This window comes from Yoonia sp. SDW83-1 (genome assembly GCF_046762885.1).
Lineage (GTDB): Bacteria > Pseudomonadota > Alphaproteobacteria > Rhodobacterales > Rhodobacteraceae > Yoonia.
This window is the reverse complement of sequence record NZ_JBKQXO010000006.1, coordinates 141,683-154,917: the sequence shown is the minus strand read 5'-3', so window position 1 is coordinate 154,917 and position 13,235 is coordinate 141,683. Positions and strand designations below refer to the sequence as shown.

The following is a 13,235-nucleotide window of genomic DNA, read 5'->3' as shown; positions in this document are numbered from 1 at the left end:
AACCTCTTTTTTCGGATTTTGCCGAACCCTAATGCGCGGATCAGCAGGGGCAAGGGCACAAATGCGACATATGCGGTCGATTATGCCGAAGCGCGGAGCCGGCCGACACCGCATAGAAGCCTCATGCGCATGCTCCTCTCCTTCGCGTCATTGTTCCTGTCCGTAGCCTTGCTCCAGCTGTCCTCGGGCGGTGTCGGGCCATTGGACGCGCTGACCGGGCTGGAGGCCGGGTTTTCCAAGGCAGAGGTCGGATTTCTAGGATCCGCCCATTTTTTTGGCTTTTTCATCGGCTGCTGGTGGGCGCCGCGCCTGATGGGCAGTGTCGGCCACAGCCGCGCCTATGCCACATTCACCGCGATGGGGGCGATCGGGCTGGCCGCCCATGTGGTGGTGGCAGATCCTTATTTCTGGGCTTTGTTCCGGGTTGCGTCGGGCATCTGCGTGGCCGGGTGCTATACCGTGATCGAAGCCTGGCTGCAGGCCAAGGTCACCAATGAAACCCGCGGGCGGGCCATGGGCAGTTATCGCATCGCGGATATGGGCGCATCCTTTGTCGCGCAGTTCATGATCGGCGCGCTGGCCAATCTGGAAACCTATATTGCCTATAACATCCTGACGATCCTGTGCTGTGCCTCGCTTTTGCCGCTGGCACTGACCCGCATCGCGCAACCGCAAACACCTGCGGCCACGCGGTTGCGTCCCGCACTTGCCTGGGCCTGTTCACCGCTCGGGGTTGCTGCCGTGCTGGTCGCCGCGTTGTCGAGCGCGTCTTTCCGGATGGTCGGCCCGATCTACGGGCAAGAGGTCGGGCTGGGCGCGGACCAGATAGGCTATTTCCTGGCTGCCTTTGTCGCAGGCGGCGCGCTGGCGCAATATCCTGTGGGTTGGCTGGCCGACAAATATGACCGGCGCTGGGTGATGATCTGGTTGTCGGTCGCCGCCGTGATTGCCTGTGCATTCACGGTCGCCACCTCAAACAATGGCACCATCACCGTTCTGTTTGCAGCCGGTTTTTTCGGGCTGACCACCTTTCCGATCTATTCGGTGGCGACCGCCCATGCCCATGATTTTGCCACGTCAGATCAACGGGTTGAACTGTCGGCGGCGCTGATGTTTTTCTATGCTGTCGGTGCCATTGCGGCCCCCTATACCACATCAGCCCTGATCGCGGCGTTCGGGCCTGCGGCGCTGTTCTATTTCATCTCTGCGGGGCATATCCTCTTGATCATCTTCGGCCTTGGCCGGATGCGCGTGCGTGGCACGCCAGAGGACAGGACGCGCTATGTCTACGCGCCCCGCACCAGCTTTGGCATCGGTAGGCTGCTGGGCCGCAGCCGGGATCAGAAGAAGCGGTAGATCATCGCAATGCGGGTGGTTGTTACCGCGTCGGTAAAGCCGCCGAAGTCTTCGTCCAGGAAATCGCGGATGAATTCCCCACGCAGGCTCCACCGGTCCGAGAAGTCACGTTCCACACCGATACCGAAGTTAGAGCCGTCATTATCCTCATCACCAAACTGATAGCGCGTGACCCCGACCGCACCAAGAATGGTGTAGTCGCCGATGTCATACATACCAATCAGGCGCAGGCGGTTGGTGTCATAATCGGTGTTGCCATTCAGGGGCATACCGATATCCAGTTCAACCCCGTAGCGGAGTGTCGGGCCGCCAAACGTCACGCCGCCGAGCCAGGAAAATCCGGCCTGATCTTCGCCCGAATGCGGTTTGCCGTAATCAAGGCCAAGGCCGCCATGGAACTCTTGCGCTGTGGCCGCCGACCCGATGCAAAGGGCGCAAAGCGCTGCCAGAATGGTTTTCATCAAAAGTCCCTCCGGTTGATGTGCCTTTGCGGCAAACTAACCATGCCTCTGCAGAATGACCAGCACCCGCGCGCAACATCTGGCATCTGCCGCACGCCCCCGCTAGAACGGCGCAAACGCATGGGACCGCACCGCTATGGCACGTCATCTGATTACATCCGCAATTCCCTATATCAACGGGATCAAACATCTGGGAAACCTGATCGGCAGCCAATTGCCTGCCGACCTTTATGCCCGCTACCTGCGCCAGCGCGGTCATGAGGTTTTGTTTTTATGCGCGACAGACGAACACGGCACCCCCGCCGAACTGGCCGCTGCCAAGGCGGGCAAACCGGTGGCCGAATATTGCGCCGAAATGCACACCGTCCAGTCGCAGATCGCAGACGGGTTCCGCCTGTCATTCGACCATTTTGGCCGGTCATCCAGCCCGCAGAACCATAAGCTGACGCAGGCCTTTGCGCAGCGCCTGGCCGAGGTTGGCCTGATCAAGGAAGTGACCGAGGAGCAGGTTTATTCGGTAGCCGACGGTCGGTTCCTGCCGGATCGGTATATCGAGGGCACATGCCCCAATTGCGGGTTTGAAAGCGCACGCGGCGACCAGTGCGACAATTGTACCAAGCAGTTGGACCCGACCGACTTGATCAACCCGCATTCGACCATTTCGGGCGCGACCGAACTGGAAGTGCGCAAGACCAAGCATCTTTATCTGCGCCAATCGGAATTGAAGGAAGACCTACACAGATGGATACTTAGCAAAATCAGACCAACCGTATTGAGGGTCGACGGTGTCAAGCAGGAGACCGAAGCAAAGGACTATTGGCCAGTTCTCACCACCTCCATCGCACTTAAGTGGCTCAATGACGGCGACGGCTTGCAGGATCGCGGCATCACCCGCGATTTGGACTGGGGTATCCCGGTAAAAAAGGGCGACCAGACATGGCCCGGCATGGAAGGCAAGGTGTTCTATGTCTGGTTCGACGCCCCCATCGAATACATCGCCTGCGCGCAGGAATGGGAAGATGCAGGCAAAGGCACCGATTGGGAACGCTGGTGGCGGACCGACAAAGGGGCAGATGACGTGACCTATACCCAGTTCATGGGTAAGGATAACGTGCCGTTCCATACGCTTAGTTTTCCTGCCACCATTCTTGGCAGCCAGGAGCCGTGGAAGCTGGTCGATTACATCAAATCATTCAACTACCTCAACTATGATGGCGGCCAGTTCAGCACATCGCGCGGGCGCGGCGTGTTCATGGATCAGGCGCTGGAAATCCTGCCACCGGATTACTGGCGCTGGTGGCTGCTGTCCCATGCACCTGAATCCTCCGATGCGGAGTTCACGTGGGAGACCTTCCAGACAGACGTGAACAAAGACCTTGCCGATGTGCTGGGTAATTTCGTCAGCCGGATTACCAAGTTCTGCCGTTCCAAATTCAGCGAAGCCGTGCCGGACGGGGGCGAATACGGCCCGGCAGAGGAAAAACTGATCGCGGACTTGACCACCCGCATCCGCGCCTATGAAAGGCACATGGATGCGATTGAGATCCGTAAGGCCGCGTCCGAATTGCGGGCGATCTGGGTGCTGGGGAACGAATATCTGCAGGCCAACGCGCCATGGACCACATTCAAGACGGACCCTGACACAGCCGCCATGCAGGTACGGCTGGCGCTGAACCTGATCCGCATCTACGCGGTGCTGTCGGCCGCGTTCATCCCCGATGCCAGCGCCGACTTGCTGGCCGCCATGCAGACTGATGATGACAGTTGGCCCGACGATGTGCAGGCCGCCCTCACCGCCCTGCCCGCAGGTCATGTTTTCACGGTGCCAGACAATCAGTTCCGAAAAATTACGGATGAAGAACGTGAAGACTGGGCCGAAAGGTTCGCAGGCAAGCGGGATTAATTGTGCAGCTCCGCAGTGCTGCGAAAGAACATGGCTTGGCTGATTGCCGACTGGACCTGTTCTTCTGCATAGGGCTTGGTGATGACAAATGCGGGTTCACGCCGCTCGCCTGTCAGCAGACGTTCGGGGAAGGCAGTGATAAAGATCACCGGAATACCCCTTGCGGCACGCAGGATGTCATCAACAGCGTCAATGCCCGAAGTCCCATCTGCCAGCTGGATATCGGACAGGATTAGATCAGGTTTGTGATCCGCTGCCAGTGCCACGGCCTGCCCATGGGTGGCCGCGGCCCCTGTCACTTCATGACCCATCGACTCCACAATATCCTGCAGATCCATGGCGATCATTGATTCATCCTCAATCACCATGACGCGGCCACGGATGCTTTTCTTCATTTCGCGGCGGGCTGTGCTGATCAGATTTTCGACCTCGGGCAGGGTCTTGTCCATGATCTCGGCAATCTGCCGGAATGATAGCTCTTCAATAGCATGCAAAAGCAAGGCCTGGCGGGAATGCGGGGTCAGTTCCTGAAGATAAAGCTGCGCCTGGGCGACCAGCCCGTCCTCGGCCACCATGCCAAAGCTGCCGCGATTCCAGACCTGAAAGAAGGCGCGAAATAACCCGACCTTAAGCGATGACGCGGATAATACCGTTGATGGATCATCCAGCACAATTTGCAACGCGCCCAGCGCATATTCGTCGCCAAGCGACTGGTCACCGCTCAGCGCGCGGGCATGCCGCCGCAGATAAGGCAGCGCGGCCGCCAGGCGGACAGATAGGGGCTGTGACACATCGTCTTGCATAATGAAAATAGTACCCTGTGGCGTGAGCTATGGAACACAATACAACCCTGTGGCGTTTATGGAATAGTCAGTTAGAATAAATTGCACCCCAATGAGTACCTTAAATGCCAAAACACCCGAAAAGATCGAAGGTCGAACGCGATATCGACGAAAACCTGCGCAAGGTCTACCAGCGCATGGTGGAACAAGAGGTGCCGGATCGTTTCAAGGAACTGCTGGACCGCCTCAAACAATCCGAAGACGACCAGGACCCGGGGCAAAACATATGAGCCCAGCGTTCGATCAAGCCGATCCACGCGACGAAATTGTTGAATTTCTGCCCGAGATGCGCGCCTTCGCGCTCAGCCTGACGCGAAACCCATCGCAGGCTGACGATCTTGTGCAGGATGCGATCATCAAGGCCTGGAAGTGCTTTCATCAGTTCGAAGCCAGCACCAATCTGCGGGCCTGGCTGTTCACGATTGTACGAAACACCTTTTATTCCGACCTGCGCCGCAAGCGGCGCGAAGTGGCCCATATCGAAACCACGCTGACCGAGATGATCGGTGACGGGCAAACACCGGACACCCGGATCGAATTGATGGATTTTGAAAAAGCGCTGATGTTACTGCCGGACGAACAACGCGAAGCGCTTATTCTCGTCGGCGCCAGTGGGATGTCTTATGAAGAGGCTGCCGAAACCTGTAATGTGGCCATCGGTACGATCAAAAGCCGGATCAACCGCGGCCGCAAACGGCTGGCCGAACTACTTGAATACAAAAACGAAACAGACCAGAACGATGACTGATCAAGGTCAGGTGCGTTCGATATGCCCAAACAACCGCTCAAAGATGTACCAGAGGTCGTAGTCACCAGCACCGCCGCATTGCGCGACTGGCTGACCGAAAATCATACCCGCGCCGATGGCGTGTGGGTCGTCACTTACAAGAAATCGCATGCCGACAAACACATCCCCGCCAGCGCCATCGTGGATGCATGCCTGTGCTTTGGCTGGGTCGACAGCTTGCCGCGCGCCAAGGATGACGCCCGTACGATGCTCTACATCAGCCCGCGCAAACCCCGTTCGAACTGGAGCCGGGTGAACAAGGACAAGGTCGCGCGGCTTGAGGCGGAAAATCTGATGCATCCCGCTGGGCAGGCCGTGGTCGCGCGCGCCATGGCGGATGGCAGCTGGACCGCCCTTGATGACGTCGAAAACCTTGTCATCCCGCCTGACCTGCAGGCGCGCTTCGATGCCACACCGGGCGCTCAGGAAAACTGGGACAGTTTTCCGCGCTCCGTCAAACGCGGCGCACTGGAAATCCTGCTGAATGCAAAACGGGCAGCAACCCGCGCCGCACGGATTGATCAGATTGTCAGCGATAGCGCAGAAAACAGGCGCCCCTTCCAGTGGCGCAAGCGCTGACCTTGGCGGCCTGCCCAAATCTGCTAGGCTCTGCCAAAATCCAACTTGCGCGAGCGTCCTTATGTTCAAATCCGTCCTTCTGATCACCGCCCTTCTCGCCTCTCCCGCTCTGGCGGCGCAATGCGGCAATGACGCCAGCGGGTTCGCGGCCTGGAAACAGCAATTCGCCCGCGACGCAGCCAGCGCAGGCGTCGGGCAACGGGGCCTGCAGGCCCTTGCACAGACCACCTATGCCACCCGCACGATTAATGCGGACCGCAATCAGCGGTCATTCCGCTATGATCTTGACGATTTCATGCGCATTCGCGGGGCCGACACGATTGTCGCACAGGGCAAGCGGCGCATCGCCCGCAACCCGGCGTTCTACGATTCCATCGAACGTGCATTCGGCGTGCCTGCAGCGGTTGTTGTCGCCATCCACGGCATGGAAACCGGATTCGGCAACTTCATGGGCGACGCAAATGTCGTCTCTGCCATCACCACGCTGGCCTATGATTGCAGACGCTCCGAATTCTTTACTGGTCACGCACTTGCCGCGCTGAAACTGGTGGACCAGGGCAGCCTGTCATCGAACACCCTTGGCGCGATGCATGGCGAGTTGGGCCACACCCAGTTCCTGCCCGGCAATGTGATCGCCTATGGCTATGACGGTGATGGCAACGGGGTCATCGACCTGACCAACCTGACCGACAGCCTGGCATCAACCGCGAATTTCCTGCGTCAGAAAGGCTGGCGACCCGGCGCTGGCTATCAGGAAGGCCAGCCCAACTTTGCCGTGATCCAGCAATGGAACGCCGCCGGGGTCTATCAAAAGGCGATTGCGATCATGGCCGCGCGTATTGAAGGTTAGGCACGCAGCGTATGCGTTGGCGATGCGCAAACTTCCCCATCGTGATTAACTTGCAGCCTGAGCCTCGGTCACCCGTTCGGCAAAACTGGTGAAAAATTTGCCTGCCAGTTTCTTGGCCGTACCCTGCACCAACCGGCTGCCCAATTGCGCCAGCTTGCCGCCGATCTGCGCGTTGGCGTTGTAAGCCAGCAGCGTGCCGCCATCCTGTTCGGTCAGGGTGACATCGGCACCACCTTTGGCGAACCCGGCAGCTCCGCCATTACCTTCGCCAGTCAGTGAAAAATGTTCTGGCGGGTTTTCCGGGTTCAGTGTGACATTGCCACTAAACTTGGCCTTCACCGGCCCGATTTTCAGGACAACCTTGGCCTCAAGCTCGGTATCGGAATGCTTGATCAACTCTTCGCAGCCCGGGATGCAATCCTTCAATATTTCGGGGTCGTTCAATGCTGCGTACACAACATCGCGTGGTGCCTCGATCAGGATTTCGTCTTTGAGTTCCATTTCTTGAAGTCCTTCAACAACAGGGAAATTTGATGCGAGCCAGCACCTCTGTCTGCTGGGCCGTCAGTTTTGGGGCCAGTCGGCGGATCAGTTTTCGAACGGTATTCAATTGCCGGTTCCTCTTCAACCTAGACCAAAGCGTTACGACGAAAGGATGTGATCTGCGCCAGAACGGACAGCGCGATTTCCTCGGGCGTGATGGCATGGATATGCAGACCGGCGGGTGCATGGACACGGTCCAGATCGGCGGCGGCCACCCCTTCGCCGATCAGCTTTTCCCGCAAGGCCGCAAATTTCCGGCGGCTGCCGACAAACGCGACAAAGCGTGTTGGGACCGATAGCGCCTGCATCAGCGCGGCCGCATCCCCCTGCCCTTGCGTGGCGACCACAACGAATGGCACGCCGTCCCAAACGGTCGGATCATCAAAGCCGTCGGCGACCTGATCGAGGGTAGGCAGCGCCGTTTCGGCAGCGGCGCCCAGACAGATCGTACGCCGGAAATCGAACTTTTCGGCTAGTTCGGCAAGTGCTACGGCCACGGCAGACCCACCGCAAATGACCAGCCTTTGACGCGGCAGAACAGGTTCCACAAAGATATCCAGCGATCCGCGGCTGGGGCAGCCATTGCGGGCATAAACGACACCGTCACGCGCCTCTCCCGCAGCGATCCCTTCAGCCTCAAGCAGTTCCTGCGGTTTGAGAGAAACCAGTTGCGGCGCACCGGTTGCTATCGCCGCAAGCGTGGCACGCCGCACCGCACCGCGCACGCAACCACCCCCCAGAAACCCCGTGATCAGAGTGCCGTTTTCGTCCAGCAGCGCCTTGTCGCCCGGCTTTGCAGCCGTTGACGATACGGTCCGCACAACCGTCGCAATCGCCACCGGTCGCCCTTCCGCTTGGCGGCGGGCCAGTTCGTCAGCGATCATCTTGTCCTGTGTCATATGGATTGTCATAGCCTTGCCAGATGATGTTCCAGTGCTGCAATACTGTCCAACGTGTTGGCAGCGCTGAATAAATCCAGATGTGGCAGGGCCGCTTCCATGCCCCCTGCGATAGGCGCGTAATCCGCCCAGCCTTTCAGTGGGTTCAACCAGATCACCTTACAGCCCCGCTTTTTCAGCTGTTCCAACGCCGCCCCCAGAATGGCCGGCGGGTCGCTGTCATAACCATCGGAAAGGATGATCACGACACTGCGCCCATTGACGAATTTGCGCGCATAGCTGCCTGCGAATTTCCGCAGATTGACCCCAATCTTGGACCCGCCGCCCATGCCATCGGCCAGCAATGTCACTCGGTTCAGCGCCCGCAGCGGATCAGGATCGCGCAGCGCATCGGCAATCCGCACCAGACGGGTATGAAACAGATAGGCGTCCGACGCGCCGTCAGCCCGCATCAGCCCGGCAAGAAACGCCAGAAACGGGCGCGCATAAAGCATCATGGACCCGGACACATCACACAGCGCCACAATCTTGACCGGTCGGTCCGGGCGCGCCCGATGGGCAAGATGCAACGGCTCACCCCCGGTGCCAAGCGACCTACGGATCGTCCGGCGAAAATCGAACTGGCGGCCCTTGCGTGCCGCCTTCCGGCGCCGAGACCGCCGGTCGCGCAGGGCACGCCCCAGCCGGATCGCAGCCTGTTCCGCCGCGCGGATATCATCGGCGTCCACCAGTTCGCGCAGGTCCTTTTTCATGAGGTTGCGCAGATCGGCAGCGACCAGTTTGCCGGTGCCATCGGCATATGCGTCGCCTTCGGCCTTGTCGTCCGGCGCCTGCGCAACACCGCGTTCGCCCGTCTGCGCCCCGTCACCCTTGACGGTCGTTCTTGTGTTCTGATGGATCGCCCCGCTTTCGCTTGGCACGATCTTTTCGCGCACCCGGCCCTGGTTCAGCCAATAGCTATCGAACAGCGTATCAAAGCGGGCGATATCCTCCGCATTGCCTGCACACACGGCCTTCAGCGCCAGCCGGACCATATGCCGGTCGCAAGCGTTGATCTGCGTCAGCGCGGCCAGCGCCGCCGCCGTTTCGGACACGCCCAGACGAAACCCGTGCAGGCGCAGATGATCCATGAAACCGGCTACCCTTGCGGCCGGCCCCGGGTCACGTCCGGCGAAGCGGGTCACCTTACTCATGCCGCGCGCCCCGCCAGCCGTGCCGCCACTTCCAGCGGCACATTCGCCCGGTCGCTTTCGGTTTTCAGCAAGGTCGCCAGCGTTGCCATCAACACCGCCGGATCATCCGTCAGGTCGTTGATCCCCAGCCCTGACAGCGCCGCCGCGAAGTCCAGCATCTCCGCCACGCCCGGTTTCTTTTCCAGCTCTTCCTTGCGCAGCGATTGCACGAACCCCACGATCTGCCCGGCCAGTGTCGCCTGCACATCAGGGCAGCGGGCGCGCAGGATCGCGAGTTCGGTCTTGCGGTCCGGATAATCCACATGGGCATACAGGCAGCGGCGGCGTAGCGCGTCCGACAGATCGCGCGTACCGTTCGCCGTCAGGATAACTATCGGGCGGGTCGTGGCGGTGATCGTTCCCAACTCTGGCACGGTGATCTGGAATTCAGACAGAATTTCAAGCAGATACGCCTCAAACTCCTCATCCGCGCGGTCGATCTCATCGATCAGCAGAACAGGTGGCACATCCTGCTGGATCGCCTGCAGCAGCGGACGTTCCAGCAGATAGTCGCGGGAAAATATGCGGTCTTCGACTGCCTTGCCCGTCTCGCCCGATGCGCGAATGGCCAGCAATTGGCGCTGATAGTTCCATTCGTAAATCGCCTGTGCAGCATCCAGCCCTTCATAGCATTGCAACCGGATCAGCTTTGTGTCGCGGGCCGCGGCCAGCGACCGGGCAATATCGGTCTTGCCCACGCCCGCGGCCCCTTCCAGAAGAAGAGGCCGGCCCAGCGTGATCGCCAGATGCAACGCCATGGCCAGATCATCAGGCGCTATATAGCCCTGCTGGCCCAAGGCAGATTGGAGCGTTTCATATTCCGACATTGCGACACCGTAAGATGGGTTTAAACCCATCTTACCCTTTGCTCAGTCATGCAAACCAAGACCGTTTGCGATTTTCCAGATGCGCCAGTGATCATGCGGCATGTGGCTTTGCCGTAACCCGAAAGGACGGAAGGCATCATGCACCGCATTTGAAAACGCGGGCACCCCGCCCACATTCGGGCTTTCACCTACACCCTTGGCCCCGATCGGATGATGCGGTGACGGGGTGACCGTGTGGTCAGTGGTGTAATGCGGCGTTTCCCACGCGGTCGGGATAAAGAAATCCATCAGCGTCGATGTCTTGTGGTTGCCCATCTCGTCATAGGCAATCTCCTGCCCCATCGCGATGGCCAGCGCCTCGGTCAGGCCACCATGGACCTGGCCTTCGATCACCATGGGGTTGATCCGGGTGCCGCAATCATCCAGCGCATAGAACTGGCGGATATCGGCGGTGCCCGTATCCACATCCACATCCATCACACAGATATAGGCGCCAAACGGATAGGTCATATTGGGCGGGTCATAATAGCTGACCGCCTCCAACCCCGGTTCGACCCCCGGGATCGCCTGATTATAGGACGCATAGGCGATTTCCTGCATCGTCTTGAACCGCTCTGGCGCGCCCTTGACGACAAACCGGTCCACGTCGAATTCCACATCGTCGTCGTGGACCTCGAGAAGATAGGCCGCGATCATTTGGGCCTTGGCACGGATCTTGCGTCCGGCCAAGGCTGTAGCGGCCCCCGCGACAGGTGTCGAGCGGGAGCCGTAGGTCCCCAATCCATAAGGGGCAGTGTCCGTATCGCCTTCCTCAATCGTGATGCTATCGGCGGGGATGCCGATCTCGGATGCGAGGATTTGGGCGAAAGTGGTGGCGTGACCCTGGCCCTGACTTATGGTGCCGAGCCGCGCAATAGCGGACCCGGTGGGGTGTATGCGGATTTCGCAACTGTCGAACATACCCATCCCTAGGATGTCGCAGTTTTTGACGGGCCCTGCGCCGACAATCTCGGTAAAGAATGTCAGGCCGATGCCCATCAGCTTGCGCGTCTCACCGCGTTTGAACGCCTCAAGCCGTTCGGCCTGTTCGGCGCGCAGCCCCTTGTAATCCACAGCCTCCAGCGCCTTGTCCCAGGCCGTGTGGTAATCACCGCTGTCATATTCCCAGCCGAGGGCAGAGTTATAGGGGAACTGCTCCTTCTTGATGAAGTTGATCCGGCGCAGCTCTGCCGCGTCCATGTTCAACTCAATTGCCAGCACCTCGATCATCCGTTCGATGAAATAGGCGGCTTCCGTCACGCGGAAGGAACAGCGATAGGCGACCCCGCCGGGGGCCTTGTTGGTATAGACCCCATCGACACCCAGATAGGCGACAGGGATATCATAGGACCCGGTGCAGATGCTCATGAAGCCCGCAGGATATTTGGTGGGGTCAGCGCAGGCGTCAAAGGCCCCGTGATCAGCGGTCGTGTGACACCAAAGACCGGTGATCTTTCCCTCTTTGGTCGCCGAAATTTTCCCGTGCATGTGATAGTCGCGGGCAAAGGCCGTGGACATCAGGTTGTCCATACGGTCCTCGATCCATTTCACAGGCACGCCGGTGACGATGGACGCGACGATGGAACAGACATAACCGGGATAAACCCCGACCTTGTTGCCAAAGCCGCCGCCGATATCAGGGGACACCACGCGGATGTTGTGCTCCTCGATCCCCGAAAGCAGCGATGCCACGGTGCGCACCACATGCGGCGCCTGGAACGTGCCGTAAAGCGTCAGCTTGCCATTGACCTTGTCCATGCTGGCCACGGACCCGCAGGGTTCCAGCGGGCACGGATGGGTGCGGTGGTAATAGACCATCTCCTCGGCCACCACATCGGCCTCGTCCAGCACAGCCTCGGTCGCGGATTTGTCGCCGACTTCCCACAGGAAGATGTGGTTGGGGTGCTTGCGGGGACCATGAGCGCCATCGGCACCCGGTTCCAGATCCTCGCGCAACACCACATCGCTTTGCAGCGATTTGAACGGGTCCACGATGACGGGAAGTTCCTCATATTCCACCTCGACCAGTTCGACGGCATCGGCCGCGATATAGCGGTCCTTGGCCACGACGAACGCAACCTCCTGACCCTGAAACAGCACCTTGCCATCGGCCAGCACCATCTGCTTGTCGCCCGCCAGCGTCGGCATCCAGTGTAGCGACAGCGGTTCAAGATCCTTCGCCGTCAGCACCGCCACCACACCGGGCAGCGCCATCGCCGCATCGATATTGATCGATTTCACCCTTGCATGGGCATAGGGCGAGCGCACGAAATCGCCGTGCAGCATGCCCGGCAGATTGATGTCGTCGATATAGTTGCCCTTGCCTTGGGTGAAGCGCGCGTCCTCGACCCGTTTGCGGGCGCAGCCCATCCCCTTGAGGTTGGCAACCCGTTCGTCGCGTGTGACTTCGTCCTTCATTGGGCCGCCTCCTTGGCTGCGTTCAACTCACTGGCAGCCGCCAGTACCGATTTGACGATATTCTGATAGCCGGTGCAGCGGCAGAGGTTGCCGGACAGACCGAAACGCACGTCTTCCTCGGTCGGTTTCGGATTTTCCTGCAGCAACCGATGCGCACGGGTGATCATGCCAGGCGTGCAATAACCGCATTGCAGCCCGTGATGCTCACGAAAGCTTTCCTGCAGCACATGCAGCGCATCAGGGTTGCCCAGACCTTCGATCGTGGTGATGTCCTTGCCAGCGGCCTGAACGGTAAACATGGTGCAGGCCTTGATCGATTTGCCATCCAGATCGACGGTGCAGGCCCCGCAATGGGATGTCTCGCAACCCACATGCGGACCTTTGAGGTCAAGTTGGTCGCGCAGCGTGTGGATCAGCAATTCGCGCGGTTCGACAAGGATGTCCCGGTCCTCGCCATTCACGGTCATTTTGACATGGTGCTTTGTCATTCTGCTTCTCC

The 13,235-nt window shown here is 59.5% G+C and carries 14 protein-coding genes; 6 read left to right on the top strand and 8 right to left on the bottom strand.

Annotation, left to right across the window (positions count from 1 at the left end; translation table 11 throughout):
• Positions 1-123: 123 nt before the first annotated feature.
• Positions 124-1,356 carry an MFS transporter gene (locus ACFWW4_RS09835; RefSeq protein ID WP_393930758.1) on the top strand — a complete coding sequence of 411 codons (1,233 nt, stop codon included), beginning with the start codon at positions 124-126 and terminating at the stop codon, positions 1,354-1,356.
• Here the strand turns inward: ACFWW4_RS09835 and ACFWW4_RS09830 are convergent.
• The gene (locus ACFWW4_RS09830; RefSeq protein ID WP_393930756.1) at positions 1,341-1,817 is read right to left on the bottom strand and encodes an outer membrane beta-barrel protein; all 477 of its coding nucleotides are present in this window, start codon (positions 1,815-1,817) and stop codon (positions 1,341-1,343) included. The genes ACFWW4_RS09835 and ACFWW4_RS09830 overlap by 16 nt on opposite strands.
• A gap of 136 nt (positions 1,818-1,953) precedes the next feature.
• On the opposite strand from ACFWW4_RS09830, the gene metG reads away from it, so the two are divergent.
• Positions 1,954-3,720 carry a methionine--tRNA ligase gene (gene metG / locus ACFWW4_RS09825; RefSeq protein ID WP_411890679.1) on the top strand — a complete coding sequence of 589 codons (1,767 nt, stop codon included), beginning with the start codon at positions 1,954-1,956 and terminating at the stop codon, positions 3,718-3,720.
• On the opposite strand, the gene ACFWW4_RS09820 is transcribed toward metG, so the two are convergent.
• Positions 3,717-4,511, bottom strand: coding sequence for a response regulator (locus ACFWW4_RS09820; protein ID WP_411890678.1), 795 nt, complete (start codon positions 4,509-4,511; stop codon positions 3,717-3,719). The genes metG and ACFWW4_RS09820 overlap by 4 nt on opposite strands.
• A 116-nt stretch (positions 4,512-4,627) precedes the next feature.
• Here ACFWW4_RS09820 and ACFWW4_RS09815 point away from each other — a divergent pair, with 116 nt between their 5' ends.
• The 4 genes from ACFWW4_RS09815 (at position 4,628) to ACFWW4_RS09800 (ending at position 6,778) form a co-directional block, all read left to right on the top strand.
• Complete coding sequence (locus tag ACFWW4_RS09815; RefSeq protein ID WP_393930750.1) at positions 4,628-4,792, top strand: NepR family anti-sigma factor; 165 nt, start codon at positions 4,628-4,630, stop codon at positions 4,790-4,792.
• Complete coding sequence (locus ACFWW4_RS09810; protein ID WP_411890677.1) at positions 4,789-5,310, top strand: sigma-70 family RNA polymerase sigma factor; 522 nt, start codon at positions 4,789-4,791, stop codon at positions 5,308-5,310. Before ACFWW4_RS09815 ends, ACFWW4_RS09810 begins: the two co-directional genes overlap by 4 nt.
• A gap of 21 nt (positions 5,311-5,331) precedes the next feature.
• Positions 5,332-5,928: a YdeI/OmpD-associated family protein gene (locus tag ACFWW4_RS09805; RefSeq protein ID WP_411890676.1), complete on the top strand. Its 597-nt coding sequence runs from the start codon at positions 5,332-5,334 to the stop codon at positions 5,926-5,928.
• Positions 5,929-5,989: 61 nt separating this feature from the next.
• On the top strand, positions 5,990-6,778 hold the full coding sequence (locus ACFWW4_RS09800; protein WP_411890675.1) for a lytic transglycosylase domain-containing protein: 789 nt from the start codon (positions 5,990-5,992) through the stop codon (positions 6,776-6,778).
• A gap of 45 nt (positions 6,779-6,823) precedes the next feature.
• On the opposite strand, the gene ACFWW4_RS09795 is transcribed toward ACFWW4_RS09800, so the two are convergent.
• The 6 genes from ACFWW4_RS09795 to ACFWW4_RS09770 all read right to left on the bottom strand — a co-directional run bounded on the left by ACFWW4_RS09795 (position 6,824) and on the right by ACFWW4_RS09770 (position 13,224).
• Complete coding sequence (locus ACFWW4_RS09795) at positions 6,824-7,279, bottom strand: CoxG family protein (protein ID WP_393930742.1); 456 nt, start codon at positions 7,277-7,279, stop codon at positions 6,824-6,826.
• 128 nt (positions 7,280-7,407) lie between these two features.
• Positions 7,408-8,220, bottom strand: coding sequence for an XdhC family protein (locus tag ACFWW4_RS09790; protein WP_411890674.1), 813 nt, complete (start codon positions 8,218-8,220; stop codon positions 7,408-7,410).
• Positions 8,221-8,228: 8 nt separating this feature from the next.
• Positions 8,229-9,413: a vWA domain-containing protein gene (locus ACFWW4_RS09785; RefSeq protein ID WP_411890673.1), complete on the bottom strand. Its 1,185-nt coding sequence runs from the start codon at positions 9,411-9,413 to the stop codon at positions 8,229-8,231.
• Positions 9,410-10,279 carry an AAA family ATPase gene (locus ACFWW4_RS09780; protein ID WP_411890672.1) on the bottom strand — a complete coding sequence of 290 codons (870 nt, stop codon included), beginning with the start codon at positions 10,277-10,279 and terminating at the stop codon, positions 9,410-9,412. Before ACFWW4_RS09780 ends, ACFWW4_RS09785 begins: the two co-directional genes overlap by 4 nt.
• A 42-nt stretch (positions 10,280-10,321) precedes the next feature.
• On the bottom strand, positions 10,322-12,736 hold the full coding sequence (locus ACFWW4_RS09775) for an aerobic carbon-monoxide dehydrogenase large subunit (RefSeq protein WP_411890671.1): 2,415 nt from the start codon (positions 12,734-12,736) through the stop codon (positions 10,322-10,324).
• Entirely contained in the window at positions 12,733-13,224 is a 492-nt protein-coding gene (locus ACFWW4_RS09770) for a (2Fe-2S)-binding protein (protein WP_411890670.1), read from the bottom strand. The genes ACFWW4_RS09775 and ACFWW4_RS09770 overlap by 4 nt, the downstream gene beginning before the upstream one ends.
• Positions 13,225-13,235: the final 11 nt, after the last annotated feature.

Coding starts and splice junctions, on each gene's coding strand:
- ACFWW4_RS09810 (WP_411890677.1), top strand. CDS start 4,789: ATGAGCCCAGCGTTCGATCAAGCCGATCCACGCGACGAAATTGTTGAA.
- ACFWW4_RS09785 (WP_411890673.1), bottom strand. CDS start 9,413: ATGAGTAAGGTGACCCGCTTCGCCGGACGTGACCCGGGGCCGGCCGCA.
- ACFWW4_RS09800 (WP_411890675.1), top strand. CDS start 5,990: ATGTTCAAATCCGTCCTTCTGATCACCGCCCTTCTCGCCTCTCCCGCT.
- ACFWW4_RS09835 (WP_393930758.1), top strand. CDS start 124: ATGCGCATGCTCCTCTCCTTCGCGTCATTGTTCCTGTCCGTAGCCTTG.
- ACFWW4_RS09775 (WP_411890671.1), bottom strand. CDS start 12,736: ATGAAGGACGAAGTCACACGCGACGAACGGGTTGCCAACCTCAAGGGG.
- ACFWW4_RS09805 (WP_411890676.1), top strand. CDS start 5,332: ATGCCCAAACAACCGCTCAAAGATGTACCAGAGGTCGTAGTCACCAGC.
- ACFWW4_RS09790 (WP_411890674.1), bottom strand. CDS start 8,220: ATGACACAGGACAAGATGATCGCTGACGAACTGGCCCGCCGCCAAGCG.
- ACFWW4_RS09770 (WP_411890670.1), bottom strand. CDS start 13,224: ATGACAAAGCACCATGTCAAAATGACCGTGAATGGCGAGGACCGGGAC.
- ACFWW4_RS09780 (WP_411890672.1), bottom strand. CDS start 10,279: ATGTCGGAATATGAAACGCTCCAATCTGCCTTGGGCCAGCAGGGCTAT.
- ACFWW4_RS09815 (WP_393930750.1), top strand. CDS start 4,628: ATGCCAAAACACCCGAAAAGATCGAAGGTCGAACGCGATATCGACGAA.
- ACFWW4_RS09830 (WP_393930756.1), bottom strand. CDS start 1,817: ATGAAAACCATTCTGGCAGCGCTTTGCGCCCTTTGCATCGGGTCGGCG.
- metG (WP_411890679.1), top strand. CDS start 1,954: ATGGCACGTCATCTGATTACATCCGCAATTCCCTATATCAACGGGATC.
- ACFWW4_RS09795 (WP_393930742.1), bottom strand. CDS start 7,279: ATGGAACTCAAAGACGAAATCCTGATCGAGGCACCACGCGATGTTGTG.